Origin of the sequence: Corynebacterium sp. UMB2355A (genome assembly GCF_033877495.1) — a bacterium.
Classification (GTDB): domain Bacteria; phylum Actinomycetota; class Actinomycetes; order Mycobacteriales; family Mycobacteriaceae; genus Corynebacterium; species Corynebacterium pseudogenitalium.
The window spans coordinates 547,671-572,616 of the sequence record NZ_CP138855.1 but is presented as its reverse complement, the minus strand read 5'-3'; the positions used below and the strand labels follow the sequence as shown (position 1 = coordinate 572,616).

Genomic DNA, 24,946 nt, shown 5'->3' with positions numbered 1-24,946 from the left:
CCTTTCTAGAAACGTTGCGGGCTAGCGAGTCGGGATTTCCTCGGGGTTGACCACGGCTTCGTCGTCGCGCTTGAGCGCGAAGACCGCAATGAGACCAGCGACGAAGACCACGCCTGAGATGACGAAGAACGTTGGCTGGTAGCCAATCTGGTCGCGGAGCGAGCCCAACGGCGTCGACAGGATCACGTTGCCGAGCTGCGAAGACAGCTGGAATGCCACCAGGTACAGGGTCGCGGAGAGCGCCTTGTTGAAGTGGATCGCGAAGTACTTGAAGATAGCCAGGATGCACAGCGGAACCTCAAACGCGTGCAGCATCTTCGCAATACTGATCAACACCGGGCCGGTAAACGCGGCGCACAGGAAAATGCGGACGAACATCACGCCAATCCCCAACAGCAGCGTATTGCGGGCACCCACCTTACGCATCAGCAGCGGAATCAGACCCATCATGATCGCCTCAAGGAAGACCTGTACCGAGTTCAACGTGCCGTACGCACGCTGGCCGACCTCCGCGGAACTAAACAAAGACGTGTAGAAATCTGGGAACATCTGCTGGTCAAACACGGAGTAGAACGTCCAGGACAACAACACAATGACGATGACCTTCCACACGTGGCTGTCCTTGAGCAAGCCGATCATCTCTGAAACAGGCGGAGTCTTCGCCGTGACCTCCTCAATCGAGGCATCCTGCGCAGTGCCCTTCGGATGCCAGAACAGCTGTGTGCACAGCAATAGTGCACCAAGCGCGGAGCCGATCCAGAAGTTCAGCATCGGGTTGATCGTAAAGAAAATACCTGCAAGCAGTGCGACGATTGCGTACGCGAACGAGCCCCACATGCGGGCCTGCCCGTACTCAAAGCCGGTGCGGTTCGCCATCCTCTCCACGAACGCTTCCAGCAATCCGGCGCCGGCCACGAACCCCGCTGAGAGCACCACGCCGCCCAGGATCGCGCCGATGATGAAGTGGTCCTTAAGCAGCGGCTGGTAAATGAACTGCGTGAACGGACCAATGAGGGTTGCGCTCGCGCCGATGAAAATAGTTAGCGGGCGTTTCAGGTCAAGCTTGTCCTGAAGCACGCCGTACACCAGCATCAGCACCATCGTGATAGCGCCTTGGATGGCGTAAACGGTACCTACCTGTGCGCCGTTGAGCTGCAGGCCACCAGACTCAGACGTGAGCCAAATTTGGTAGAAGGACCACCAGATTCCCCACGCGGCGAAGAACAAGAAAATCGTGGCGGAACCGAAGCGGTACGCGGGGTTTGAAAACTGCGATCGAAGCATCTCCATCGCCGAATGTCCTTTCTGTAAGGCCCGGGGGTAGCCGGGCACGACAATGGCTTCGCAGGGATATGTGCAGGTGCGCGTGCTGCGCTTCTCGTTCTTGGTCCTTGCAGCGACCCTGCTTAAACCTTTAAGCGCATAGTATCCCGGGGGTGTACGAAAGGTAGGGAAGTTGCTAAAACGATTTAGCGAGCTTGGGAAACGCTCCCACGCTCAACCACTTTCAGGGGGAGCAATGTGGGATTCTCGGCTTCGGGCTGTTCGCCGGACAGAAGGCCAACCAGCATGCGCGCCGCCCGCGCACCCATCTCCTGATACGGCAGCCGGAACGTCGTCAACCCCGGCCGCACCAACGCCGCCAAATCCTCATCATCAAAGGACAGCACCGAAATTGACGACGCCACATCCAACCCCGCGTCCTGCATCGCCTGATACACGCCCAACGCCAAACGATCATTCGCAGCGAGGACCGCGGTGGGGTAGTTTGCTGGATCGTCGTCAAGAATTTCCGACATCCGCGCATACCCCGACGCCGGCTCCCACACCGACGCGTAGCCCTCCGCGTGCAGACGGATCCCGTGATGGGCCAAGGCGGCGTCGATACCGCGCATGCGCTCGCTGATGCTGAACGAAGGCGTCGCGGCCTCTGGGAACCTGCCGATCAACGCAATCGAACGGTGCCCCCGCGCCACCAAATAGTCAATCGCGTCCCTGCCAGCAGCAAAGTCATCCGGCAAAATCGCAGGAAGATCGCCCGCCTGACCGTTGCAGATCACGAGCGGCAAGTTCGTCTTCGGCAAGTCGAGTTCGCGCGAGGCCATCAACCCGACCACAACGCCATCCACGTTCCGCGACTCCAACGTGCGCAACGCCGGAGCAAACCGATCCGAACGGTGGCCGGTCTCCGCCATCATCACCGCGTGGCCCAACCGCTCGGCCTCATCCACAATCCCCGTAATCATCGGAGAGGCGAAACGCGTAGTTGTGACCTCGTCGGAGAGGAAACCAATCGTGTGCGTGCGTCCAGTCTTCAGTGCCCGCGCCAGCGTATTCGGGCGGTAGCCCAGTTCGCGCGCGGCCTCCCGGACCTTCCACGCCGTCTCCTCCGGGATGCGTGAGCCGGGCTTGCCGTTGAGCGCGAGGCTCACCGTGGCCGTGGAGACGCCGAGATGCTTCGCGATATCCGCGAGCGTGACACGATGCGAACTTCTGGACATTTGAAGCAGTATAGCCGGGGTGGGGTGGGCTTGATGGGGGTGGTAGGTGCCTTCGTGGGAATAGTCGGGATTTTGTGAACAGAATTGCGTCTGCTGTGAGCGGGACTACTCGCAGGCGACGCCGTCGCCGTCACGGTCGAGCTTGGAGCGGTAGCCGGGCTCGTGGCTGTAAATCGGAGTGACTCCGGCGCGGCGTGCTGCGGCGCAGTTGGCGTAATAACCATTCGCCGGCGCTTTTCCGTTGTGCGAAGGCGCGGGTGCCTGCTTCGGGGCCGGAACTGGAGCCGGAGCCGGGGCAGGCTTTGGGGCGGGCTTCGGGGCAGGCGCGGGTTTTGGTGCTGGCTTTGGAGCGGGAGCTGGCTTCGGAGCAGGCTTCCTAGCTGGTGGTCCAGGGATGATGCCTGGCAGCGGATTCGGGATGATGCGCTGCTGGACCGCCCAGAACGTAGCACCAGCGCCGATGCCCAGCACCGCGAGGATGCTTGTGACTGCGATGGCGGCGATGGCGCCGTCGGAAAGCCCTTCTGAAGGGGTCTCCGGCTTGGAGGCCGTGGTGGTTGTCGGGGCGGGGCTTTCAGGAGCGGCGTGTGCTGGTGCCGCGACACCGAGCGTGAGCGAGCAGGCGAGGGCTGCTGTGATAGTTGTTTTTCTCATGTGTAAATCATGTCATGAATATTGGAAAAACCTGAATTGTTGCGCTGGGATGGCGTGGTTGGTACGCCTTGCGCTGCTGACGAGTGCCAAAAACGACGTGGATCCGCTGGTGCTCGAGATTCTCGGTCCAGAAGAAAACGAGGGCTCATAACTTGGGGGCGCATGCCTCGGTTGTTCCGGTCGACCTCATTGCGTCGACCAGCCCAGGTCAGCGCGATTTTGATAGTTTTGGGGATATATTGCTGATTTTGCGCTGACCTGCGTTGGTCAACCGGAGTAGGTCGACGGGAAGAGGTCGACGGGGGCGGAGCGCGCGTCGGCTTAGGCTTAAGCCGGCTTAAGGGAAATTATGTGTGTATAAATCTATCCGGTTTCCCGGGACGATACTCTCCGGGAACCCGCTGACCACCTCGCCACACGACACAAGGTGACTAGACACAGCTTAACCAGGTGGTTTCAACTGTTGCGGTTTATCATGGCGCCCAGCGTGACAGACCAGTATCGCGTATACGATCAGGTCTTTATCTGCGGCAGCTATTTCGCACCCGGTAGTTACATTACGTGTCCACGATCTGCGGGTAACCCCGCTGGCTTTTGTAAGAGTTCTTTACATGTCATTTCGCAAATTCTCTATCTTGCAAGACTTCCTCTGGGTTCGTCAATGGAGGCTTCACCTTGTTTGAGTAGTTCCTCGTTTACACCAAGCGCTTGTCCGCGGCATGAGGCCGAGCCATCCCCGTCAGCGAGAGGTGCGCGTACACCTGGAGTTCGGGGGCGATGTCAGGCAGGTGGATAAGGCCAAGCGGTCTGTGCATGAACCATCACATAAAACTCTTGAATCGGTGAACAGCATTGGTTATTATCAAGGCAACGCTGGCGACAAGTCCTCCAGGGGAGGACTTCTTACCCCGATAGGTGAGATAGCCAGCTTCTCTATGTTTTGGCTTAAGGGACATTTTGTGCGTAAATACGGCGTGTCGCGATAAGAGACATTTTGTGTGTAACTAGCCGCGTCCGGCCCACCCTTTTCTCACGCCTAAGCTGGGGTTCCACTGATGATCAATGCCGGTATCGAATTCTTTCGGACGCCCATCCAGGTGACCACGGCTTAAGGGACATTTTGTGTGTATAAATCTAACCGGCTTACCGGGATGACCTCGCCCAACATCACGATATGGTTTTCAAGACAGTCCCATTCGACCGTTTTGAGAAAACATTCATCGTCGCGTTTCAGCGCGAACACCGCGATCACACCAGCGAGGAAAACCACGCCGGAGATGACGAAGAACGTTGGCTGGTAACCAATCTGGTCACGGAGCGAGCCCAGCGGGGTGGACAGGATCACGTTGCCGAGTTGCGAAGACAGCTGGAATGCCACCAGGTACAGGGTCGCGGAGAGTGCCTTGTTGAAGTGAATAGCGAAGTACTTGAAGATAGCCAGGATGCACAGCGGAACCTCAAACGCGTGCAGCATCTTCGCGATACTAATCAACACCGGGCCGGTAAACGCCGCGCAGAGGAAAATGCGGACGAACATCACGCCGATACCCAAAAGCAGCGTAGTGCGGGCGCCCAGTCTTCAAACCCGCGCCAAGGTGTTTGGGCGTTAGCCCAGCTCGCGGGCCGCCTCCCGGACCCTCCGCACTGTCTCTTCCGGAATGCGCGAACCGGGTTTGCCGTTTAGTGCGAGGCTTACCGTGGCAGTGGAGACGCCGAGATGCTTCGCGATATCCGCGAGCGTGACACGATGCGAACTTCTGGACATTTGAAGCAATATAGCCGGGGTGGGGTGGTCTTGGTTGGGATGGGCGTGGTGGGATGCGGTGAGGTCGGAGTACTCGTCGAAAACTGACTCGGGATTTTGTGAACAGAATTGCGTCTGCTGTGAGATGGGGTGCTCGCTCCAGCCAGCGAACTTCGGCGGTGGCACCGACGGGTCCAGGCACAGTGGTGTAACTGGCGGGGCGTGCGTTCATACACTATCTTTAGACGTATGGGGGTTATGGAAGGCGCGATCCTCCAAATTAGTTTGAGGATCGCATATTTCATCTTTTTGGGTATATTTGCTGCTGCCGTGATGATCGATGGTTGGGACTTCACCGCTACAAATGCAATCGGTGCCGCGACACCAATCTTTGCGTCGATAGTTGCGTTGCGCGGAGTTATTCGAACGCTTGAAGTTGCCAACGTTCAAGAATGGTGGCACAGAACCGAGTGGATCGTCGATAGGCTGATTGACGCTCGGAATCATCATGAGATTGAACCATGTCCGAGATTCTAGTGGCGCATTTGAACTCAAACATCCCTAACGACGAAGAGCGCAAACTAATCAACAGCATAATGAACTCGGCATTGAAGTCTTTGCGAGTAGACTGAAAATCCATATTTCGGCTCGAGTTCAAAGGAAATTAGCATGCACACTATGGGACTTTTTCGCCGCAAGCGCGTGCTTCCGTACGCGAATGATGAGCGCACTGTTTTCCAGGACACCGATGACGCGAAAACAAGGTTGGCACGCCTTGCGCTGTTGACGAGTGCCAAGGGGGAGGTCGATCCTCTAGTGATAGAGATTCTTGGACCTGCAAAAAGCGGGAATTCATAACTTGGGGGCTTAAGGGACATTTTGTGTGTGTAAATCTATCCGGTTTCCCGGGATGACCTCGGCCAGCAACCAGATATGGTTTTCAAAACAGTTCCATTCGCCCGTTTCGAGAAACCAACACCAAATGACGTCTGGTGTGTGGTATGAAGTCTGCGGGTAGCGCAGGGACCCCAGCGAGATCGAGTGCTCTAGGGGGGACTAGAACCAGCCGCCTGTGCGTTGGGCGGTCGCATATAGCCAGGGGGACGAGCAAAGCCCTTGACGTGCACAATTCTGGTCGCATAGAGGCGCTCGGGGGTTCCGGTCGACCTCATTGCGTCGACCAACCCAGGTCAGCGGTGATTTGGATGATTTTGGGGCTATTTTGCCGATTTTGCGCTGACCTGCGTTGGTAAACCGGAGTAGGTCGACGGGAAGAGGTCGACGGGCCGAAAGAATTCGATACCGGCATTGATCATCAGTGGAACCCCAGCTTAGGCGTGAGAAGAGGGTGGGCTGGACGCGGCTAGTTACACACAAAATGTCCCTTAAGCCGCTCCGGTCGGGGGCCGAAAGAGATCGACGGGATCAGCGTGGTCAAGACCGCAGCAACCAGAAACGCAAAAACCCGAGGCATATGCCTCGGGTTGTGGTTGCTCCTCCAACTGGGCTCGAACCAGTGACCCTTCGATTAACAGTCGAATGCTCTGCCAACTGAGCTATGGAGGAATATGTGCTTGAAAGCAACGAGCAATACTTTAACCCGGATGTTGGAAATAGAAAAATCGCCAGGTCGGGGCATGTTTCGTAGACATCAAAGATTCGCAAGACTAGGGTGGTCGCTATGAAACACTCACTGCTTGCACTCACTGTAGCTTCGGCTGTGTCCGTGACGGCCGTCCAGGCGCCTGTCGCGTGGTCGGAGGAGAACTCGGCGGACGGGAATGCGCAAGGGGCGCAGCAGACGACAACGAAGGACGGCAGCTCCGGCAGCTCCGACGGCGAGGAACTGAGCCCGGCTGCAATTGCGGGGATCACGCTTGGTGTCCTGGCCGCTGTTGGTGCGGGCGCTGCGTTCGCGGTGTCGCAGGGGCTGATCCCGAACGTGGACCCGAAAGTGGTTGCTGGGTTGACGGGGTTGTCTTCGACGGTGCCGGGGTTGGCGGCGTTGGGCTTCGGAGGGGCGTCGATAAATAGGTGCTCTCCGCAGGCCTTTGATGCGGCGATGCCGGGCTGGCCAGGCGTGACCGGGACGACCGTGCTGTACTGCGAGGGTCAGTGGGCCGTGGCGGGGCAGAAGCAGTTGGATTGGATTGTGCCGTTTGAGCGCAAGGGGGATCGCTGGGTGGCGCTGCTGCCGGTTGGGACGTCGAAGCGCGGGCTGAACTCCGCGTGCTACAACGGTGACGCGCTGCGAGGCCGCGGTGCGCCACAGCAGTTTGTTGACAAGATCCGGGTCTGTGCCCCCGATGAGATCGGGCGGTAACGTGCCGCTGTAGTCTTGCAGCGTGGAAAAAAGAGGATTTCGAGTAGGCGCGCTGGTGCTTACTGCGCTGGTGATTGCGTTGGTCACCGCGCTCGCGGTGTTGAAGTTTGTGGTCCCGAACGGCCTGCAGGTCGGTCGGGAGGAGATCGGTGAGGCGTCGATAGGGGCGTCGTTTAGGCAGGTGGGGGAGCTCTCGGTTGAGGAGTATGCGTACTCGAACGTGGGCAACTACGACAACAAGGGGCTTGAGCTTGCAGGCGTGAAGGTGCCGCTGACCGGGCGCAACTTCTTGCTGCGCTACAGCGGGACCGTCAAGGCGGGCATCGCGGACGTCGAGGCGATCGGTGTCAAGGTTGACGACGCCGCCCAGACCATCACGGTGCGAGTCCCAGAGGTGAGCGTGACCTCCTCGGAGATCGACGATAAGAGCGTGCAGGTGTACAAGCAGTCGATGAACCCGCTCAACCAGGTCAAGGTGGAGGACGTCACCGGCTTCCTCGCCGAGGAGAAGACGCGTGCGGCGGATCGCGCGGTTAAGGAGGGGTTGCTGGATCGCGCGCACACGCGAGTGGAGGAGCTCATGACCTCGCACGCGGAGGCGCTCAAACAGGGCACGGCGATGCAGGACTACGAAGTGCGCGTCGAATGGGTGCGCGACTAGCTATCATGTGGGCATGATTTTAGAAGAGCACCTTGCATCCTGGCCTGTGAAACACTGCGCGGCGGCGCTCGTCGGTAAGTGTGAAGAAACCTACGGGGACCAGCACCGTGTGTTTGAACTGGCGAGCGTGACCAAGCTGCTCGCCGCGTACGGGGTGCTGCTGGCGGTGGAGGAAGGCGCCTTCGAGCTGGACACCCCGTGCGGGCCGGAGGCATCGATGGTGCGGCACCTGCTGTCGCACGCCAGCGGCGTCGGCTTCGATAGCAGGCGCCCGCAGAAGCCAGTCGGGGAGCGGCGGATTTACTCCTCGGCGGGCTACGAAATTCTTGCGGACTTCGTGGAGGAAACCACCGGCATCGCATTTCCGGAGTACCTGCACGAGGGGGTCTTTGCGCCGCTCGGGATGGAAACGGCGGTGCTGGAGGGCTCCGCGGGCCACGGGGCGCGCGCGAGCGTCGCAGACCTGAGCAAGTTCGCCGCGGAACTGCTGCAGCCCACACTGCTGCACCCAGACACCGTCGCGGAGGCGTTCCGCAACCAGTTCGGGGACTTGCGTGGGGTAGTGCCCGGCTACGGGATGCAAAAGCCATGCCCGTGGGGTCTCGGATTTGAGATTAAGGGGGAGAAGTCCCCCCATTGGACGGGGGACACCATGCCGGCCGACACGGTGGGGCATTTCGGTATGGCGGGGACCTATCTGTGGGTTGCGCAGGGCCAAGCCATGGTCGCGCTCACTGACGAGCAGTTCGGCGAGTGGGCGAAGCCCTTGTGGCAGGAAACGAACACTGCCATCTGGAACGCCCTGCTTTAGACTCGGGGGCATGCACGATACACACACGCCACCCCCGGAAGCAGGCCACCGCCTGCCGCCCGGCCAGGTTTGGCCACTCATGCTTGCCCTGTTAACCGCCGTCTTCGCGTTCCAGCTGAACGCGTCCATGCTGGCGCCCGCGCTGGCGACGATGGAGCGCGAACTCGACGCCACCACTTCCCAGATCGGGTTGACGCAGACCGCGTTCTTTACCGCTGCGGCCCTGTTTTCCCTGTTTATGCCGCGGTGGGGAGATTTAATTGGGCGTCGAAAAGTGCTGGTGGGCATGATGGTGGTCACCGCGATTGGCTCGGTGGTTGCGGCGCTGGCGGCGAATGTCACCATGCTGTTCATCGGGCGCGTCATTCAGGGCGTGTCGGGGCCGACGGTCGCGCTGACGTCCGTGATGCTGCGCCAGGAGGTGCGCGAAGAGAAACAGTTCGCGCTGCTGATTGGCATCTTGACCTCGATTAACGGTGGTATCGCGGGTATCGACGCCATCATGGGCGGCTGGCTCACAGCCGCCTTCGGCTTCCGTTCCCTGTTCTGGGTCATCGGCGCCTTCGCGGTCGTGGCGGTGTTCGCCGTGCACTTTGGTGTGCGTGAGACGAAGTCCGACGCCGGCTACGCCATGGACTGGAAGGGTGTGGTCCCGCTGGTCGTGGCTGTCGGCGCGATCCTGACCGCGCTGAACGAGGCCGGTGCGTTGGCCGCCGCGAACTGGTTCATGGTCATTGTCCTACTCGCGGTCGGCGCGGTGGCGCTGGTGGTGTTCTGGCGCATCGAGTCCTCCACGGAGCACCCGCTCGTCGCCCCGCACCTGCTCAAGGAGCGGCGCACGTGGGCACTCTTGACGACGACCACCCTGACCATGACCGGCATTTTCGCCGTGATGAACGGCCTGGTCCCGAACCTTGCCCAGGACGAAACGTTCGGGCCGGGGATGTCGGCGGGCGTGGTGTCCTGGTGGACGCTGACCCCGTACGCGCTGGCCGGCCTGGTGTTTGGCCCGATCGCCGGGTTCTGTGCCGGGCGGGTGGGCTACAAGCTCATGCTGCAGATCGGTATCGCCGGTGCGTTCCTGTCGGTGGTCTTCGGCACGTTCGTGGTGTCCAACCCGACGAAGGGCCTGCTGCTGGCGCTGTCGGTTGCCGCTGGTGTGACCTACGCGGGTATCGCGAACATCATGCTCGGGTCGCTGCACGTGGTGCTGGCGCCGAAGACGAACCAGGGCTACCTGCCTGGCCTGAACGCGGGCGCGTTCAACCTGGGCGCCGGTATCTCCTTCACCGTGATCTTCGCGGTGGTGGCCACGTTCGCCGACCAGAACGGCGGCTACCGCGCCGGCATGATCGCGGGCGCAGTCCTGCTCATCGGCGCGTTCTGCACGTCGTTCCTCATCCCGCGCCCCGAATCGCTTCCGGACACGATCGCCGCAGAAGACGCGGCACGAAAGAAGGTGCAGTAAATGACAACCAAGATCATCCTCGACTGCGACCCAGGCCACGACGACGCCGTGGCCATCCTGCTCGCAGCCGGAAACCCAAACATTGAACTCCTAGGCGTGACCACCGTCGGTGGCAACCACACGCTGGAGAAGGTCACGCGTAACGCGGCGCAGGTGCTGACCGTCGCAAAGCTCACGGACGTTCCGCTGTACGCGGGCGCGACCCGGCCGATCCTGCGCGAGGTAGAAACCGCCGAGGGCATCCACGGCGACACCGGCATGGAAATCCACGGCTTCGAGCTTCCCGAGCCGGCGCTGTCGGTGCAGGAGACGCACGGTGTGCAGTTCATCATCGACACGATCATGAGCGAGCCCGCCGGGACCGTCACCCTGGTACCAACCGGCCCGTTGACTAACATCGCGCTTGCAGCCCGGCTCGAGCCGCGCATCGTCGAGCGCGTCAAAGAAGTCGTGCTGATGGGCGGAGCCTACGGCGCTGGGAACTGGACTGCGAGCGCAGAGTTCAACATCATCGTCGACCCGGAAGCCGCCCATATCGTCTTCAACGAGCAGTGGCCCGTCGTCATGGTCGGCCTGGACCTGACGCATCAGGCGCTGGCAACCAAAGAGGTCGAGGAGCAGTTCGCTGCGCTGGGCACGAATGTCGGCGACTTCGTGGTCGGGCTCTTCGGTGCGTTCCGGAAGAATTACCAGGACGCCCAGGGGTTCGACGACCCGCCAGTCCACGACCCGTGCTGCGTCGCCTACCTCATCGACCCAACTGTGGTGGAGACGGTCAAGGTACCGGTGGACGTCGAGACGCACGGCCTGCTCACCACCGGCCGCACCGTGGCGGACTTCCGCAGCCCCGCGCCCGCCGACTGCCACACCTCCGTGGCCACGAAGCTCGACGCCGAGCGGTTCTGGTCCATGGTGCTCGACGCTGTCAAGGCACTGGGGTAGCAGCCAGGTAGCTCCTGACCCTCAAGTAGAGCTTCAGTAAACAGGGGGATCAACCAGTTGTTGAGGGTTGCCCGGTGTGTCTCGTGTCATGCAAAGTGATGCGAGAGGCCGTTGGGGAAGACGAACCTCGTCTCGCACGAAGATGTGCCCGCCTAGTCAGCGGGTGCGGAACCGACTAGTCACCGGGCGCGTGCGCCGCACTGTCACACACAGAAGGGTCCCCACAATGACAACAACTCTCGTTGCCCCGCGTACGTGGCGCTCTGTCTGCGCCGCGCCGACGACCTCCGTCATGAGCATCCAGGACATGCCCGCCGCAGCGCGCATGCACGTCGAAGAACTCCTGCTCATGCTCCCGGACGCGCCCGTCAACCCCGAAGCACTCTGGGACGACGCCTGGTTCACCCGCTGGCGCCGGGACAGCACTGGCACCTACCAGTGCCGCGAAACCTTCCTCGCGACCCCGGACGTCACGCGCAGCTTCGCAGACGCGCTCGCGGCGCTAGCCGCCGAGTACGGCTTCAGCGCCAGCGTCGAAGCGGCAGGATAGGGCTAGCTATACGCGCCGTCGCCGAAAGGATCGGTGATGACGTCCACAAGCTGGGCAACGGAATCGATCACCTTCGTTGGCCGGTACGGGTAGCGGGCGATCTCGGCGTCATCCGAAATTCCCGTGCGCACCAGCAGTGTGCGCATGCCGGCCTCCAGGCCGGACTTCACGTCCGTATCCATCCGGTCACCAATCATGACCGTGTGCTCCGAGTGCGCGCCGATATTGTTCAGCGCCGAGCGCATCATCACCGGATTCGGCTTGCCCACGTAGTACGGCTCCATCCCAGTCACCGACGTAATCATCGCAGCCACCGCGCCCGTCGCCGGGAGAATGCCGTTCGGGCCGGGGCCCGTCAGATCCGGATTCGTGCCGATAAACCGGGCACCCTTCAGAATCAGGTTGCAAGCCGTCGTGATTGCTTCAAACGAATAGGTGCGCGTCTCACCCAGCACCACAAAGTCCGGATCCTGGTCCGTCAGGATCCACCCGGCCTCGTGCAGTGCCGTGGTCATCCCGGCCTCACCAATCACATATGCCGAGCCCTCGCCGACCTGCTGCGACAGGAAGGTTGCCGTGGCAGTCGCGGACGTCCAGATCCGCTCCGGCTCAATCTGCAAGCCCATCCGGACCAGCTTCGCCGAAAGGTCCCGCGGGGTTTGCATCGAGTTGTTCGTCAGCACCATAAACGGAATCGATTCCTCGTGCAGGCGCTGAATGAAGGCGTCCGCGCCGGGAATCATCTGCCCTTCCTTGTGCAGCACGCCGTCCATGTCGGTGAGATAGGAAATAGTCACGTTACGCTCCTTTGTAGTCCTCGTGCCCTTCAATGTAGGCGCTGAGCTCACCCAGCGTCGAGTGCTGCCGGTAGGTTTCCTCATCAATCGGCACGCCAAGCTCTTGCTCGATGCGCACCGCAAGCTCGATACGATCTAACGACGCCACCCCGGCGCCATCCAGCGTGGTCTCCCGGTCCAGCGCTTCAGAGTCCTCGCCGGTCACGCGCTCAATGAGGCGCGTGAGCTGAGCGAACGCGGAGGCATCCTCGGTGTTCGTGGTGGGGTCGGAGGGGGCGTCGTCAAGCTTGAGGGCGCTTAAATCTAGGCGTTGTGAGAGTTCCATACCCACATAATAAGGTGGAAGCATGCTGCAAACAGTTGCCTACCTCCGATCGCTCACGCCCAAAGCGCGCCGCCAGCTCATTGCGACGCGCGAGGCGCTGCACACCGGCGACGGCGAGTACGGGCTCAAGCCCGACCGCGAGGGCGTCCTTGAAGTCGACGCCGGGGGAGAGCGCATCAACATCCACTGGTACGAACTCGGCCCCGAGGACCCCGATGCCGTCACCGTCGTCTACATCCACGGCTTCAACATCGCCGCCGAAGAATTCTTCCTGCAAACCGAAGACGTCGCAGGCCACGGCGTGCGCCAACTGCTGCTTGACCTGCGCGGGCACGGGCAGACCGGCAAAGTCGACCCCGAGCTTTTAACTATCGACGCCGCCGCCGACGACGTCGCCGCCGTCATGCGTGAGCGCAACGTGCGCGGACCCGCCATCGTGGTCGGGCACTCGCTCGGCGGGCCGATTTCGCTTTCGATGATGCGGCGCTACCACCACGAATTCAATCTCGCCGGCTCGGTGCAGATTTCCAGCGCGGTCGAACCATTCACCGTCCAGGGCCTGCCACAGATCCTCGCCGGGCCGATCGGGCGCTTCATCGAAGGCGTCGTCGCCGTGACCCCGCACTTCGCGGAAGGCGTGCGGCAAGTCGTCACCGACATGCTCACCCCGATCCTCGCACTGGGGTTCTACTTCCGGCCGATGAGCTACCAGCTGGTGCAGTTCCACGCCGCCATGATCCGCGAAACCCCGCTGGAAACCTACGCCGGCTACTTCGAGGATCTGCTGCACCACTCGGAACTCGACGCCGGCGAGGTGCTTGGCACCATCCCCGGCTACATCCTCGTCGGCGACCACGACGCCGTCACCCCGGTGTCCCAGAGCGCGAAACTCCACGAGATCTGGCCGCGCGCCTACATGCAGGTGCTGCCCGAAAGCGGCCACATGCCGCCTCTCGACGCCCCCGGCGCCGTCAGCACCGCCATCAACCGACTCATCCAACGCATTACCGAAGACGTGAAGTAACTCATGAATTACAAATTGCTCGCCGCCACCACCGCCGCAACCTGCGCCATCGCCTGCGCCCCGCTGGCAGTGGCCGCTGACGTGACGGACGCCGACCGCTACCAGCCGAGCTTCCACACCGAGCCCCGCTACGTACCGCTGGTCCCAGGTCAGCTCTACACGGAGAGCACACGTTTCACCCCGACCGGAGCGCCGGAGGGGACAACGTTCTGGGTCGCCGGCGGGGAGAAACGCAAGGGGTGCCCATCGTTGCCACGATCGAAAACGACACGACCCTTGTCGTGCGCCTCCAGTTCTTCAACTGCGACCAAGTCGAAGCCGGGCAGCTCTACGCACCGAGTTGCACCACCGTCCAGCGCGGCGAAAACACCCGCAAACTCGACATCGGTGTGAAATACCCAGACGGGACTACGGAGTACATCAGCGTGCCGGTCTCGCTCGTTGCCGACCAGCGCCTGATCTACGAACCCGTCTACAAACCAGTCGAGGTCGCCCACGGCACATCGTTCACAGCGACGCCGTTCAACCTTCGCGATCGCGTCGAACTCCCCACCGACGCGAAGTTCGAGCTCATCGACCCACCAGCCGGGTGGGACCTCTCCATCGACCCCGTCACCGGCACCGTCAGCGGCACCGCCACCGACGCCGCACGCACCCCCTCGACCGTCGAAGTCCGCGCCACCTTCGAAGACGGCACGACCCGCACCGCTGACCTCCGGCTCAACCACGACGGCCCCAACCTACCAGCACCGGCGCAACCACAAACACCCCCAGCGGACTCGAACGGCTCCTCGGGTTCGAGGGCGCTCGTCATCACGCTAGGGGTGCTCTCTACGCTCGCGGTGGTCGGGGCGCTGTTCGCAGCGTTGGCGCCGAACATTCCGGCGCTCGCCCCGTACCTCCCGCGCTAGCCCTTAGGCTTCGGTTGGGTCGTCGATCTTCAGGTCCTTCGCGGCCTGCGCGGCAACATCCATCTCGATCTTGCCCTCGTTCGCCAGGCCCATCAGCGCCGCAACCACCATCGACTCGGCGTCAATATTGAAGTAGCGGCGTGCCGACTCACGCGTATCCGAGAAACCGAACCCATCCGCACCAAGCACCAAGTACTGGCCCGGCACGTACGGGCGGATCTGCTCTTGCAGGTCCGTGGCGAAGTCGGACGTCGCAACGTACGGGCCCTCCGTCTGCTTCAGCTGACGGGTGACGAACGCCTCGCCGACGTCCTCACCCGGGTGCAGCAGCTGCTCGTTGGCCACACGCGCACCGTCGCGCGCGCACTCCACCCAGGAGGTCACCGAGTACACCGAGGCGCCCACGTTGTAGTTCTCCTGCAGGATCTTCTGCGCGCGAAGCGCCTGCTGCATACCAATGCCGGAAGCAAGCAGCGACACGTTGTGCTCGTGCTTCTCGCCTTCGTCGAACAGGTAGATGCCCTTGTGCAGGCCCTCAACGTCGAGGTTCTCCGGGCGCGCCGGCTGGTGCGTCGGCTCGTTGTAGACGGTGATGTAGTACATCACGTCCTCGCCGTGGCCGTCGCCGTACATGCGCTCGATGCCCTTGGAAATCAGGTACGGCATCTCGTACGCAAAGGCAGGATCGTAGGTGACCACCGCCGGATTTGTCGACGCCAAAATCGGCGAATGACCATCCATATGCTGCAAGCCCTCACCAAACAGGGTGGTGCGGCCAGCAGTCGCGCCGATGATGAAACCGCGCGCCATCTGGTCGCCAGCGGCCCAGAAGTTGTCGCCCGTGCGCTGGAAACCGAACATCGAGTAGAAGATGTACATCGGGATCATCGGCTCGCCGTGCGTCGCATAGGACGTACCGGCCGCGATGAAGGACGCCGAGGAACCGTCCTCGTTGATGCCCTCGTGCAGGAGCTGGCCGTCCGTCGCCTCACGGTAAGACAGCTGCAAGTCGTGGTCCACTGGGACGTAGTTCTGGCCCTGCGGGTTGTAAATCTTCAGGGTAGGGAACCAGGAGTCCAGGCCGAACGTGCGCGCCTCATCCGGAATGATCGGCACCACTCGCTTCCCGATCTCCTTATCACGCATCAACGCCTTAAAGGTACGCACCAGCGCCATCGTCGTGGCAACTTCCTGCTTACCCGAGTCCTTGAACATAGCCTTGTAGGCCTTCTCGAAGTCCTGCTGCTGCTCCAGCGGCGTGAACTTCACACGACGCTCCGGCAGGTACCCGCCGAGCTCCTCGCGGCGCTCCTTCAAGTACTTGATCTCCGGAGCGTCCTCGCCCGGGTGGTAGTACGGCGGCAGGTACGGATCCTTCTCCAGCTCCTCGTCGCTGATCGGCACGCCCTGCTTGTCGCGGAAGCGCTTCAGGTCCTCCAGCGTGAGGTTCTTCATCTGGTGCGTCGCGTTACGACCCTCAAAGTTGTGGCCCAGGCCGTAGCCCTTAATCGTGTGCGCCAAAATGACCGTCGGCTTGCCCTTGGTCTCCAGCGCACGCTTGTACGCCGCATAGATCTTGCGGTAGTCGTGGCCGCCGCGGCGCAGCGCCCAGATCTCCTCATCCGACATGTCCTCGACCAGCTTCAGCGTCCGCTCGTCGCGGCCGAAGAAGTGCTCGCGCACAAACGCGCCATCATTGGCCTTAAACGTCTGGTAATCACCATCCGGAGTGGTATTCATGACGTGGACCAGCGCACCGTCCTTGTCCTTCTCCAGCAGCTCATCCCACTCGCGGCCCCACACAACCTTGATCACATTCCAGCCAGCGCCAATGAAGAAGGCCTCCAGCTCCTGGATGATCTGGCCGTTGCCGCGGACGGGGCCGTCGAGACGCTGCAAGTTGCAGTTGACCACGAAGGTCAAGTTATCCAGGCCGTACAGCGACGCCATGTGCAGTAGACCGCGCGACTCCGGCTCGTCCATCTCGCCGTCGCCGAGGAACGCCCACACGTGCTGCTGATCCGTGTCCTTAATACCGCGATCCTGCAAGTACTTGTTAAAGCGAGCCTGGTAAATGGCGTTCATTGGGCCCAAGCCCATCGACACCGTCGGGAACTCCCAGAAGTCCTTCATACCGTGTGGGTGCGGGTACGACGGCAGACCACCCTGCGGACGCGAATGCTCCTGACGGAAACCATCCAGATCATCCTCAGTCAGACGACCCTCCAGGAACGCACGCGCGTACATGCCCGGGGAAGCATGACCCTGGTAGAAAATCTGGTCGCCGCCCTGCTCAGCGTCCTTGCCGTGGAAGAAGTGATTAAAACCAACCTCATACAACGCCGCCGCCGACGCATACGAGGAAATATGGCCGCCAACCTTCACACCCGGACGCTGCGCGCGGTGCACCATGATCGCCGCGTTCCAACGCATCCAACGGCGGTAGCGCTTCTCAATCTGCTCATCACCAGGGAACTCCGGCTCCATCTTCGTCGGAATCGTATTCACGAAATCCGTCGACGACAACGCAGGCAAATCCACCCGCTTCGCCGACGCCCGCTCCAACAGGCGCAGCATCAAAAATCGAGCACGCTCCGGCGTGGACTGGTCCAGAATCCCATCAAACGAGTCAATCCATTCTTGGGTCTCTTCCGGGTCCGTATCATGCAGATACGAAGCGACACCCTCGCGGATCAACGGGATGTTGGAGTCATTATTGTGTTCAGCCAAGGAACGTCCTCCTAACGTTTCGGGCCTGCAACCAGCGAGGCACAGGCGGGAATGAAAACCTGCAAAACAGGATACGTGGTTTCAGCCAATTGCGTTGAACGTCACAAAACTCGAGGGCCCCCGGAGGCCGTCGCATATTTGTCCGGTAATGTGTAACCCGCAGATGTAAACTAAACGGCATATTTGCATACAACACTCATCTCATTGGGAGGAATAAGAACGTTGGGCGCCAACGGTGTCGATACATACGCTGACCGACTAGGGGTCAATCAAGGCGAAATCGTCCAAGAAATCGGTTGGGACGACGACGCCGACGCAACCATCTCCGAAGCGATCGAAGACCGCATCGGCGACCAACTCCTCGACGAAGACGCACAAGACCTCTGCGACATGATCCTGCTCTGGTACCGCGAAGACGACGGCGACCTTGTCGACGTCCTCGTCGACTGCTCCCGCAACCTCGACGACAACGCCCGCATCTGGCTCATGACCCCAGGCGCCTCCAAGCCCGGCGGCGTACAACCCGGCGTCATCTCCGAATCCGCCCAACTCGCCGGCCTGGTCCAAACCACCGCCGACCGCTTCGGCGAATGGCAAGGCTCCTGCCTCCGCTCCGCAGGTGTACCAAAATAGGCGTTTACCTGCCCGTTTGTTGTTAATTTTGCGATCGGTAGAAGCTTTGTTAAAGTCTCTACCCAGCGCGCCGTTAGCTCAGCTGGAAGAGCAACTGGTTTACACCCAGTAGGTCGGCGGTTCGAGCCCGTCATGGCGCACCAGGTCAAAGGCCCTTTCCGAGGAGTCGGGGAGGGTATTTTTCGTTTTCTGGGCTATGCTTTGGCTTTCTGTTGGGCTGGCGCACCAAATTCGGGTTAAGCGACAAAATGTGTGCTTTTCTCGGCGTGTCGACTTAAGCGACAATATGTGTGCTTTTTCGGGGCTCGGGATGAATGGGCCGTGGGTGTTGTGCTGGGGTTATGGCCGTACTACCCAGCCATGTCGGATGTCCCAGGAGGGGTTGAAGTCGGTGTCGCAGACTTGCGGTCGGTCGTCGGGCGAGTTGGCTTGATACCGCTCACACATGCAACTGGCGGGCGTGTGTAAAGTCTGCGCGCCCAAAGTCTTGCTCGGCTGCGAACGCCAGAGGGGCATCGTGGTGCTGGACCTGCAGGAAGTACCACCGTCCATGATTGCTCGCTGGTGGCGTCCATTGTTGCGGTGGTGAGTCCGCATGACCGGCCATGGGCCTGTTGTGTTTTCTTTTCCGTGCTGAGTTGGCTGCAGGCTGGTTCAACAGTCTGCCCCTTTAGCACATCCGACGCCTGAAGTGGTGGACCTTCCAGTCTACGGTCGGGAATCCCGATTCAACGAGCACTTTCCCGCCGTAGGCCCAGGCAGGGCCGGGAATCCATATGCAAAAAGCACACATTTTGTCGCTTAACCCCCAAATTCGAGGTTTTTCATTTGGAGGGATTGCGTTTCCCCAGATCGGTGTTGTCCTGTGCTGGGGAAACTGCTAAATTACTTACCAAAGTGGCCGTGGTACTGGAAATGAACGTACGTTCAGTACCACGGCCACCATCCATAATAGTGTTCATTCTATCTTGAGGAAAACGCCCTTGACCACCACACTTAGAGCCAAAAACCTCCGACGGATTGTAGAATCGGGACCGAATGCAGCTGAGGTTCTCTGCGGTTGTGACCTTAATCTTCGTGGAGGTGGTTTGACAGCGATAGTGGGACATTCAGGTTCCGGTAAAACATCGCTGCTGATGTGCCTGAGCGGTTTAGATGAACCGACTTCAGGGTCGGTCACCGTCGATGAGCAAGATATTTATCGTCTATCGGCTAACAAACGAGCACGCATGCTGCGTACAAAAATAGGGTTTGTTTTTCAGCAGTACAATCTTGTTCCTTTTCTTACGGTGGAGGAGAACATTATGCTCCCCTTCCAGCTCGACCGGGAAAAAATACCTCAAGACGTTATTAACGAGCTCATAGAATCATTCAACCTTAGCCATAGGTGCAATGCACCTGCTCGAACTTTATCTGGAGGTGAACAGCAACGAACGGCATTATGTCGAGCTTTGGCTCGACGTCCCGACATTGTTTTCGCTGATGAGCCAACAGGTGCCTTAGATTCTCAAAGCACGGAAATTGTCCTCCATACCCTCCGACGAATGGCGGATGAGGGACAAATGATTGTGATGGTTACCCACGATTTAGAAGCCGCGACCTTGGCTGACACCGTTGTTGTGATGCGCGATGGGCGCATTGTTCAAACTGTCGGTCGGAGTACTAGCCAGGAGCTATTAGAGCTCATGTCTAACGTCGGAGAGTAATCAAATGCAACGCTATGTCCTGCGAATGTTCGCCGACGAATGGAAACAATGGGCACCTGCCATTGCTGTGGTTTCAGTCATATCCACGATGCTTGGTTTATGTATCCATCAGTTTGCTTGGACGATGGCGCCATCATTCCGCGATGCTGTCGCTGATGCGGGTGTTCCCCTCGCAGAGTTTCAAATTCTTTCCGTAACCATCTACACCGTTATTGCCCTCGTTTCTTGGGTAGCTCTCACTGTGGTAGGGCATGCGAGCGTCCAGTCAACCCGCCACTCTCACGCCCTCTGGCTTCTCCTTGGGGCATCTCCCCGAGCTGTATTCCTGTCCACTTTGCTCGTTTTACTTCTCGTGAGCCTTTGTGGCGCAACCTCGGGTGCAATCGTTTCTTCAATCTTGAGCTTCTGGGCGATACCGGCTTTCAACTCAGAAGTGTCAGCATCGGTTGAACTGCCACGTTTTACTATCGCTCCGTGGTCTCCTGTGGCAATAATCATCGCCAGTTTACTCACAACGTTGATCGGTGGGATTATTCCCGCACGGCGGGCGTCACATATCCAACCCGGTATTGCTCTCCGTACCTCTAATCAAACTAACCAAAGTGTTAAATCATCACTCATTAGAGTGTGTTTCGGGCTGTTCTTCTTCATGGTCGCGGTAGCCCTCGTAGTGGCCTCTAAGTTTGCTCTCCAACTTGGCTCCACTAGCCCAGGATCAATGTTTAACCTCAGTGTAAATGCAGGTATTTCTGCTCTATTTTCGGTATATCTCCTTTGCCCTGAGATTGTCAGATTCGTTTTCTGGGCCCTTCATAAGGCATTCGAATATCTAGGATTAGTGATCCCGGCATTGGGGACACGCGCTGCTGCAGATCGAGCGCAAATCAACGCAACTACGATCGCTCCCCTAGCTGCCGGTTTGGGTGGAATTGGTTTATTGTTATGCGCCGTGCGTTCTGTAGCCGCCATGACTCAGATCCTTCAACCTGGAACGTCAACGAATTTAACCGATGTGTGGACTATCGTTGCCGTTGTCATCGTGTCAATGCTTTCCACAAGTGCAGCTGTGGTTTCGTTATCAGCTCGTGGCCGAGGGCGGGAAATTGCTTTGCTTCAAGCAGCCGGTATGTCTGCGCAGCAGGTTCGTACTCTCATCATTGCTGAGAGTTTTGCAATGTCCGTGGCCGCCACCTTTGCTGCATTAGTTCCCGTAATTATTAGTGGTTTGGTTTGTTCCTTTGTATCTGCAGCTGCCCTTAACGGGAATGCTGTTGTGGTGTGGCCATTTTTGAGCATGCTGCTCGGTTTATTCTGTTCATGGGTCATGATGTTCATGCTCCTTCACATTCCGACAATTGCATATCTTCGTGAAGGTCCAGGACTACAGCTTCGAGAACAGGGGAACTAATGGGAAGAACTGTTCTCGGTAAGATTGATGCAAGAATTCATGGTTACGCAGACATTTTACGCTCGTGGGAACTATTTCAGGTGGTGCGAGATCAGTGCACCAAATCCCGGCATTTCGGCTCGGAGGGCGTGTATTTTCCCAGGTCGCGGACTTTTCGCAAAGGAATGTGGTGCCCAGCGAACACCCAGCGAACACCTAGCGGGCGCAGAAACCCCTACAGCTCCGCCTCGATGGCGGTGAAGACGGCCTGCATGCTGGCCTGCGGCGTGCCGGGGACGACGTCGGCGAGGACGACGCCGACTCCTTGCGGGGCCTGGAAGGTGACGGCTTCGGCGTCGAGGGGCATGAGGGCGCCGATGATGGCAAGTTCGGCATCAGCGATGCCAGCAGAACCAGAAGAACCAGCAGGAATGTCGATGTCGGCGACGTCCCACTCGCCGACGCGCAGGCGCAGGGAGCCGGTTTCGATGTTGTCGGGGTCAGGGAAGACGGCGACTTCGCGCAGCTCGGCGCGGAGGGCCTTGGCGGCGAGGGCGATGTAGTCGAGGAGGTGGACGAAGGCGTTGTCGGTTTGGGGGACGCTGTGGACGACGGAGTCGATGAGCGGGGCGTTGTGGGGTCCGCGCAGGCCGAGCAGCGTGGTCATCGGGGCTTCGCGGAAGGCGTCGAGGTCGTCGAGGATGGCGTCTTCGATGTCGGCGGGTTCGGCGGCGGCGTCGAGGTGGATGTTGGCGTCACCGAGCAGCGTGAGGCAGCGGGCGAGATGTTTGACGTCGCGTTGGGTCAGCTGGTGGGGCATTAGCGTTCTTCTTCCTTTTCGTATGATTTGGCCCAGGGGTTGCGCCGTTGGGTGCCGTAGCGGGACCGCGCCTGAGCGGGAGCAGCGGGAGCAGCGGGGGCGGAGGCGGGAGCAACAGGCTCGGCGGGTTCGGAGGGGGCGTCGAGAAGCTCGGCTTGTTCCTCTTTGAAGCGGCGGCGTTCGCGCGTTTCGGCCCAGATGAAGTAGATGAGGCCGGCGGGCGCCATGATGCCGAAGGCGATCCACTGCAGTCCGTAGGAGAGGTGGTTGCCGGTCTCGAGCATGGGCAGCGGGATGGCGGTGAGGACGCCGGGGGAGTCGCTCAGGAGTTGGACGTAGGGGCTGGCCAGGGCGGTGTCGGTGAGTTCGCCGACTTGACCTGGGCTGATGGAGTAGACCATGGTGTAGCCCTGGTCGTTGAGGGGTGCGGAGGGGTGTACGCCTTCGTCGACGCGCATCATGCCGGAGATGGTTTGTTCGCCGGTGGGTGGGGCGTCGATGTCGGGGACTTGGGTGGAGCCGATGGCGGGGACCCATCCGCGGTTGACCAGCACGCTTTGCCCGTTGTCCAGGTGGAATGGGGTCAGTACTTGGAAGGATGGGGTTCGGTCGATGGGGCGCAGGCGCAGCAGCACATCGCTGTCTTGGGCGTAGGTGCCGGTTGCGGTGATGCGGGTCCACTCGGCGCCGGGGGCAAGGGCTCCCTGCTTGTCGACGACCTCTCCGATCGGCACCGGGTCATGCTCGAAGGCGGTCTTGATGTGGTCGTTGCGCTCCACGAGCGCTTCGTTCTTGTTGAGCTGCCAGGGCGCAAGCAGGGTGAACGCGAAGTATGAGAACAGGACGATCAGGATGGCGACGATGACCCACCCTGGGGTCAGAAACGTTTTCCACCATGGTTGTGCACCTGTTTCCGGCTGCATTGTTGCTCCCGCTTTCACAGAACCCTCGTTTACTCCGGCTAGTCTAGCTGCGCTTTGACCCAGCTGATAATACCTGGGGCGGCGGCTTCGATTTGTTCGCGTGTGGTTTGGAAGCCGTCGGCGCCGCCGTAGTAGGGGTCTTCGACGCCGGCGCCTTCGGGGGCGACTGGGTCGAAGGAGCGCAGCAGGCGGATACGGGATTCGGGCACGCCGCGGGCGATGAGTTCGGAGACGTGGTTGGTGTCGAGGGCGACGATGAGGTCGGCGTCGATTTGGTTGGCGCCGAACTGTTGGGCGCGGTGGCGGGTGCCGTCGTAGCCGTGGTCGGCAAGTTCGGCGATGGCGCGCGGGTCGGCGGGGCCGCCGACGTGCCAGCCGCCGATGCCGGAGGAGGTGACGCGGACGTGGTCGGCGAGGCCGGCGTCGGTAAATTTGGCGGCGATGATCACTTCCGCCATGGGCGAGCGGCAGATGTTGCCGGTGCACACGAAATCAATATGCATAGAGGATCTCCTTGAGCTCAGTTGCGGTTTGTGCGGCGTGAGTGGCCTGTGCCCACTCCGCGGCGTCGCCGTAGCCCCAGGTCACGGCGACGGACGGGATGTCGAAGTGGGCGGCACCTGTGAAGTCGTGGGTGCGGTCGCCGACCATGATGGGGCGCTTTGGTGCGAAGGTGTCGTGGACGTACTCCAGCACCGCGATCTTGGTGCTGCGGCCGCGCTCGTGGTCGGCGGCGCCGAGGAAGTCCAGGTGCGGCCAGATGCCCGCGCGCTTCAGCGCAAGGGTGGCGAAGGTTTCGCTTTTGGACGTCGCCGTGCCCACCCGGAACCCATCCCGGTCAAGCTGGGCGATGAGTTCGGCCATGCCGTTGAAGACGGTGAACTGCTGCCACCCGTCGGTGCTCATGAAGTCGGAGTAGACCTGCATCGCGGCGTCGACTTGCGCGGGCGTGCACCCGGCTTTCTCGTAGGACTCGCGCATGGGCGGCCCCGGGATCTTCGCGATGAACGCTTCGTCAGGCGGGGCGACGTCGATGGCGGCGAGCCCCCGCAGGAAGCCTTCGCGGATTCCTGGGAAGGAGTCGAGGATGGTGCCGTCGACGTCAAAGAGCACGGTCGGGCGGTTTGTTTGGAGTGTCACGCCCACCAGCATTCCAGGTTTGTAGGCTAGTTGCCATGACGACGAAGACTGTAGGAGATATTGTCGCGGCACTCGAGGCCGCCTACCCGCCCGAACTCGCCGAAAGCTGGGACCAGGTCGGCCTGATTTGCGGCGACCCGGACGAGCCCGTGCACAAGGTGGCGTTTGCCCTGGACTGCACGATGAGCGTGGTGGAGCGCGCGCTGGAGGAAGGCGCGGACATGCTGGTGGTTCACCACCCGCTGCTGCTGCGCGGGGTGCACTCGGTTGCGGCCAATACACCGAAGGGCAAGGTCGTGCACACACTGATCCGCGGCGGCTGCGCGTTGTTCGCGGCGCATACGAACGCGGACTCGGCGCGCCCGGGGGTCAATGACAAGTTGGCGGAGTTGGTCGGGATTCGGCCCGGTAGGCCGATTCGCCCGGTGGGGGATGTGGACGTCGATACGCCGGGGGCGCTCGAGCGAGCCACCGGCCTTGGGCGAGTGGGCACCTTGCCTGAGCCGATGACCCTGCGCGAGTTCACCCAGCGCGTGGCCGACGCCCTGCCTGAGACCGTGTGGGGCGTGCGCGCCGCAGGCGACCCGGAGCAGATGGTGCGCACCGTCGCAGTCTCCTCCGGCTCGGGCGACAGCTTCCTTGACGATGCGAGGGCGCTCGGCGTCGATGTCTATGTCACCTCGGACCTGCGCCACCACCCAGTCGACGAGCACCTGCGCGCTGGTGGGCCCGCCGTGATCGATACTGCGCACTGGGCGAGTGAATTTCCGTGGACGCAGCAGGCAGAGGGTATCGTGAACCCGCTAGGCGTGGAAACGTGCATCATCCCGGTGCGCACGGACCCGTGGACCGTTTCCGCCCACCCGAATCAAGCCAAGTAAAGGAGCAGTGCTTCC

26 protein-coding genes, 2 tRNA genes and 1 pseudogene are annotated in these 24,946 nt (G+C 60.7%); 15 read left to right on the top strand and 14 right to left on the bottom strand.

The window, feature by feature from the left end; genetic code table 11:
• Positions 1-21: 21 nt before the first annotated feature.
• The 3 genes from R0V12_RS02795 to R0V12_RS02785 all read right to left on the bottom strand — a co-directional run bounded on the left by R0V12_RS02795 (position 22) and on the right by R0V12_RS02785 (position 3,155).
• The gene (locus tag R0V12_RS02795; protein WP_320072782.1) at positions 22-1,290 is read right to left on the bottom strand and encodes an oligosaccharide MFS transporter; all 1,269 of its coding nucleotides are present in this window, start codon (positions 1,288-1,290) and stop codon (positions 22-24) included.
• A gap of 179 nt (positions 1,291-1,469) precedes the next feature.
• Positions 1,470-2,501, bottom strand: a complete 1,032-nt coding sequence (locus tag R0V12_RS02790; protein WP_320072781.1) for a LacI family DNA-binding transcriptional regulator — start codon at positions 2,499-2,501, stop codon at positions 1,470-1,472.
• 105 nt (positions 2,502-2,606) lie between these two features.
• Complete coding sequence (locus R0V12_RS02785) at positions 2,607-3,155, bottom strand: excalibur calcium-binding domain-containing protein (RefSeq protein ID WP_320072780.1); 549 nt, start codon at positions 3,153-3,155, stop codon at positions 2,607-2,609.
• A 394-nt stretch (positions 3,156-3,549) separates the two neighbouring features.
• Here R0V12_RS02785 and R0V12_RS02780 point away from each other — a divergent pair.
• Positions 3,550-3,696: pseudogene (locus tag R0V12_RS02780) on the top strand (IS256-like element ISCau1 family transposase); the annotation flags it as partial.
• A 567-nt stretch (positions 3,697-4,263) separates the two neighbouring features.
• Here the strand turns inward: R0V12_RS02780 and R0V12_RS02775 are convergent.
• From R0V12_RS02775 to R0V12_RS02760, 4 genes are all read right to left on the bottom strand, one after another.
• A complete protein-coding gene (locus R0V12_RS02775; RefSeq protein WP_320073007.1) occupies positions 4,264-4,731 on the bottom strand; it encodes an MFS transporter in 468 nt (155 codons plus the stop codon).
• A 30-nt stretch (positions 4,732-4,761) separates the two neighbouring features.
• Positions 4,762-4,920 (bottom strand): LacI family DNA-binding transcriptional regulator, encoded by a 159-nt coding sequence (locus tag R0V12_RS02770; RefSeq protein WP_083329380.1) that lies wholly within the window; start codon positions 4,918-4,920, stop codon positions 4,762-4,764.
• Positions 4,921-5,127: 207 nt separating this feature from the next.
• A complete protein-coding gene (locus R0V12_RS02765) occupies positions 5,128-5,409 on the bottom strand; it encodes a hypothetical protein (protein WP_320072779.1) in 282 nt (93 codons plus the stop codon).
• Between the two features lie 983 nt (positions 5,410-6,392).
• Positions 6,393-6,465: transfer RNA gene (locus tag R0V12_RS02760), tRNA-Asn, on the bottom strand.
• Between the two features lie 115 nt (positions 6,466-6,580).
• Here R0V12_RS02760 and R0V12_RS02755 point away from each other — a divergent pair.
• From R0V12_RS02755 to R0V12_RS02730, 6 genes are all read left to right on the top strand, one after another.
• Complete coding sequence (locus R0V12_RS02755; protein WP_320072778.1) at positions 6,581-7,222, top strand: hypothetical protein; 642 nt, start codon at positions 6,581-6,583, stop codon at positions 7,220-7,222.
• Between the two features lie 22 nt (positions 7,223-7,244).
• The gene (locus R0V12_RS02750; RefSeq protein ID WP_320072777.1) at positions 7,245-7,883 is read left to right on the top strand and encodes a DUF4230 domain-containing protein; all 639 of its coding nucleotides are present in this window, start codon (positions 7,245-7,247) and stop codon (positions 7,881-7,883) included.
• A gap of 13 nt (positions 7,884-7,896) precedes the next feature.
• On the top strand, positions 7,897-8,694 hold the full coding sequence (locus R0V12_RS02745; protein WP_320072776.1) for a serine hydrolase domain-containing protein: 798 nt from the start codon (positions 7,897-7,899) through the stop codon (positions 8,692-8,694).
• A gap of 10 nt (positions 8,695-8,704) precedes the next feature.
• On the top strand, positions 8,705-10,162 hold the full coding sequence (uriT, locus tag R0V12_RS02740) for a uridine transporter UriT (protein WP_070975102.1): 1,458 nt from the start codon (positions 8,705-8,707) through the stop codon (positions 10,160-10,162).
• Complete coding sequence (uriH, locus tag R0V12_RS02735; RefSeq protein ID WP_320072775.1) at positions 10,163-11,104, top strand: uridine-preferring nucleoside hydrolase UriH; 942 nt, start codon at positions 10,163-10,165, stop codon at positions 11,102-11,104.
• Positions 11,105-11,330: 226 nt separating this feature from the next.
• Complete coding sequence (locus tag R0V12_RS02730; protein ID WP_070975100.1) at positions 11,331-11,654, top strand: hypothetical protein; 324 nt, start codon at positions 11,331-11,333, stop codon at positions 11,652-11,654.
• A gap of 2 nt (positions 11,655-11,656) precedes the next feature.
• Here the strand turns inward: R0V12_RS02730 and R0V12_RS02725 are convergent, their stop codons facing one another.
• Both R0V12_RS02725 and R0V12_RS02720 read right to left on the bottom strand, forming a co-directional pair.
• Positions 11,657-12,451, bottom strand: coding sequence for an HAD-IIA family hydrolase (locus R0V12_RS02725; protein WP_246814907.1), 795 nt, complete (start codon positions 12,449-12,451; stop codon positions 11,657-11,659).
• A 1-nt stretch (position 12,452) separates the two neighbouring features.
• Positions 12,453-12,776: an acyl carrier protein gene (locus R0V12_RS02720; RefSeq protein ID WP_320072774.1), complete on the bottom strand. Its 324-nt coding sequence runs from the start codon at positions 12,774-12,776 to the stop codon at positions 12,453-12,455.
• A gap of 22 nt (positions 12,777-12,798) precedes the next feature.
• Between R0V12_RS02720 and R0V12_RS02715 the strand changes: the two genes are divergently transcribed.
• The 3 genes from R0V12_RS02715 to R0V12_RS02705 are packed head-to-tail and all read left to right on the top strand — an operon-like array spanning position 12,799 to position 14,711.
• Positions 12,799-13,800 (top strand): alpha/beta fold hydrolase, encoded by a 1,002-nt coding sequence (locus R0V12_RS02715; protein WP_320072773.1) that lies wholly within the window; start codon positions 12,799-12,801, stop codon positions 13,798-13,800.
• A 3-nt stretch (positions 13,801-13,803) separates the two neighbouring features.
• Positions 13,804-14,193, top strand: a complete 390-nt coding sequence (locus R0V12_RS02710; protein WP_320072772.1) for a hypothetical protein — start codon at positions 13,804-13,806, stop codon at positions 14,191-14,193.
• Positions 14,190-14,711: a Rib/alpha-like domain-containing protein gene (locus R0V12_RS02705; RefSeq protein WP_320072771.1), complete on the top strand. Its 522-nt coding sequence runs from the start codon at positions 14,190-14,192 to the stop codon at positions 14,709-14,711. Before R0V12_RS02710 ends, R0V12_RS02705 begins: the two co-directional genes overlap by 4 nt.
• Before the next feature lie 3 nt (positions 14,712-14,714).
• Here R0V12_RS02705 and aceE read toward each other — a convergent pair whose 3' ends face one another.
• Entirely contained in the window at positions 14,715-17,441 is a 2,727-nt protein-coding gene (gene aceE / locus R0V12_RS02700; RefSeq protein WP_284818812.1) for a pyruvate dehydrogenase (acetyl-transferring), homodimeric type, read from the bottom strand.
• A gap of 204 nt (positions 17,442-17,645) precedes the next feature.
• Here aceE and R0V12_RS02695 point away from each other — a divergent pair, with 204 nt between their 5' ends.
• The 4 genes from R0V12_RS02695 (at position 17,646) to R0V12_RS02680 (ending at position 21,188) form a co-directional block, all read left to right on the top strand.
• On the top strand, positions 17,646-18,074 hold the full coding sequence (locus R0V12_RS02695) for a DUF3052 domain-containing protein (protein WP_070362150.1): 429 nt from the start codon (positions 17,646-17,648) through the stop codon (positions 18,072-18,074).
• Positions 18,075-18,141: 67 nt separating this feature from the next.
• Positions 18,142-18,217, top strand: a tRNA-Val gene (locus tag R0V12_RS02690).
• An 840-nt stretch (positions 18,218-19,057) separates the two neighbouring features.
• Positions 19,058-19,780 carry an ABC transporter ATP-binding protein gene (locus R0V12_RS02685; RefSeq protein ID WP_320072770.1) on the top strand — a complete coding sequence of 241 codons (723 nt, stop codon included), beginning with the start codon at positions 19,058-19,060 and terminating at the stop codon, positions 19,778-19,780.
• A 4-nt stretch (positions 19,781-19,784) separates the two neighbouring features.
• The gene (locus tag R0V12_RS02680; protein ID WP_320072769.1) at positions 19,785-21,188 is read left to right on the top strand and encodes an FtsX-like permease family protein; all 1,404 of its coding nucleotides are present in this window, start codon (positions 19,785-19,787) and stop codon (positions 21,186-21,188) included.
• A 214-nt stretch (positions 21,189-21,402) separates the two neighbouring features.
• Here R0V12_RS02680 and R0V12_RS02675 read toward each other — a convergent pair whose 3' ends face one another.
• Genes R0V12_RS02675 through R0V12_RS02660 form a run of 4 tightly spaced genes read right to left on the bottom strand, consistent with a single transcriptional unit; the run spans position 21,403 to position 24,050 of the window.
• Positions 21,403-21,987 (bottom strand): hypothetical protein, encoded by a 585-nt coding sequence (locus R0V12_RS02675; RefSeq protein ID WP_320072768.1) that lies wholly within the window; start codon positions 21,985-21,987, stop codon positions 21,403-21,405.
• Positions 21,987-22,910, bottom strand: coding sequence for an SURF1 family cytochrome oxidase biogenesis protein (locus R0V12_RS02670; RefSeq protein WP_320072767.1), 924 nt, complete (start codon positions 22,908-22,910; stop codon positions 21,987-21,989). Before R0V12_RS02670 ends, R0V12_RS02675 begins: the two co-directional genes overlap by 1 nt.
• Positions 22,911-22,948: 38 nt before the next feature.
• Positions 22,949-23,413 carry a low molecular weight protein-tyrosine-phosphatase gene (locus R0V12_RS02665; RefSeq protein WP_311475860.1) on the bottom strand — a complete coding sequence of 155 codons (465 nt, stop codon included), beginning with the start codon at positions 23,411-23,413 and terminating at the stop codon, positions 22,949-22,951.
• Complete coding sequence (locus R0V12_RS02660; RefSeq protein WP_311475859.1) at positions 23,403-24,050, bottom strand: HAD hydrolase-like protein; 648 nt, start codon at positions 24,048-24,050, stop codon at positions 23,403-23,405. Before R0V12_RS02660 ends, R0V12_RS02665 begins: the two co-directional genes overlap by 11 nt.
• A 35-nt stretch (positions 24,051-24,085) precedes the next feature.
• On the opposite strand from R0V12_RS02660, the gene R0V12_RS02655 reads away from it, so the two are divergent.
• Positions 24,086-24,931, top strand: coding sequence for a Nif3-like dinuclear metal center hexameric protein (locus tag R0V12_RS02655; protein WP_070362158.1), 846 nt, complete (start codon positions 24,086-24,088; stop codon positions 24,929-24,931).
• Positions 24,932-24,946 lie beyond the last annotated feature (15 nt).

What these genes read in the sequence shown, in the direction of transcription:
- R0V12_RS02795 (WP_320072782.1), bottom strand. Translation starts at nt 1,290, where the DNA reads ATGGAGATGCTTCGATCGCAGTTTTCAAACCCCGCGTACCGCTTCGGT.
- R0V12_RS02790 (WP_320072781.1), bottom strand. Translation starts at nt 2,501, where the DNA reads ATGTCCAGAAGTTCGCATCGTGTCACGCTCGCGGATATCGCGAAGCAT.
- R0V12_RS02785 (WP_320072780.1), bottom strand. Translation starts at nt 3,155, where the DNA reads ATGAGAAAAACAACTATCACAGCAGCCCTCGCCTGCTCGCTCACGCTC.
- R0V12_RS02770 (WP_083329380.1), bottom strand. Translation starts at nt 4,920, where the DNA reads ATGTCCAGAAGTTCGCATCGTGTCACGCTCGCGGATATCGCGAAGCAT.
- R0V12_RS02765 (WP_320072779.1), bottom strand. Translation starts at nt 5,409, where the DNA reads ATGATGATTCCGAGCGTCAATCAGCCTATCGACGATCCACTCGGTTCT.
- R0V12_RS02755 (WP_320072778.1), top strand. Translation starts at nt 6,581, where the DNA reads ATGAAACACTCACTGCTTGCACTCACTGTAGCTTCGGCTGTGTCCGTG.
- R0V12_RS02745 (WP_320072776.1), top strand. Translation starts at nt 7,897, where the DNA reads ATGATTTTAGAAGAGCACCTTGCATCCTGGCCTGTGAAACACTGCGCG.
- uriT (WP_070975102.1), top strand. Translation starts at nt 8,705, where the DNA reads ATGCACGATACACACACGCCACCCCCGGAAGCAGGCCACCGCCTGCCG.
- uriH (WP_320072775.1), top strand. Translation starts at nt 10,163, where the DNA reads ATGACAACCAAGATCATCCTCGACTGCGACCCAGGCCACGACGACGCC.
- R0V12_RS02730 (WP_070975100.1), top strand. Translation starts at nt 11,331, where the DNA reads ATGACAACAACTCTCGTTGCCCCGCGTACGTGGCGCTCTGTCTGCGCC.
- R0V12_RS02720 (WP_320072774.1), bottom strand. Translation starts at nt 12,776, where the DNA reads ATGGAACTCTCACAACGCCTAGATTTAAGCGCCCTCAAGCTTGACGAC.
- R0V12_RS02715 (WP_320072773.1), top strand. Translation starts at nt 12,799, where the DNA reads ATGCTGCAAACAGTTGCCTACCTCCGATCGCTCACGCCCAAAGCGCGC.
- R0V12_RS02710 (WP_320072772.1), top strand. Translation starts at nt 13,804, where the DNA reads ATGAATTACAAATTGCTCGCCGCCACCACCGCCGCAACCTGCGCCATC.
- R0V12_RS02680 (WP_320072769.1), top strand. Translation starts at nt 19,785, where the DNA reads ATGCAACGCTATGTCCTGCGAATGTTCGCCGACGAATGGAAACAATGG.
- R0V12_RS02675 (WP_320072768.1), bottom strand. Translation starts at nt 21,987, where the DNA reads ATGCCCCACCAGCTGACCCAACGCGACGTCAAACATCTCGCCCGCTGC.
- R0V12_RS02670 (WP_320072767.1), bottom strand. Translation starts at nt 22,910, where the DNA reads ATGCAGCCGGAAACAGGTGCACAACCATGGTGGAAAACGTTTCTGACC.
- R0V12_RS02665 (WP_311475860.1), bottom strand. Translation starts at nt 23,413, where the DNA reads ATGCATATTGATTTCGTGTGCACCGGCAACATCTGCCGCTCGCCCATG.
- R0V12_RS02655 (WP_070362158.1), top strand. Translation starts at nt 24,086, where the DNA reads ATGACGACGAAGACTGTAGGAGATATTGTCGCGGCACTCGAGGCCGCC.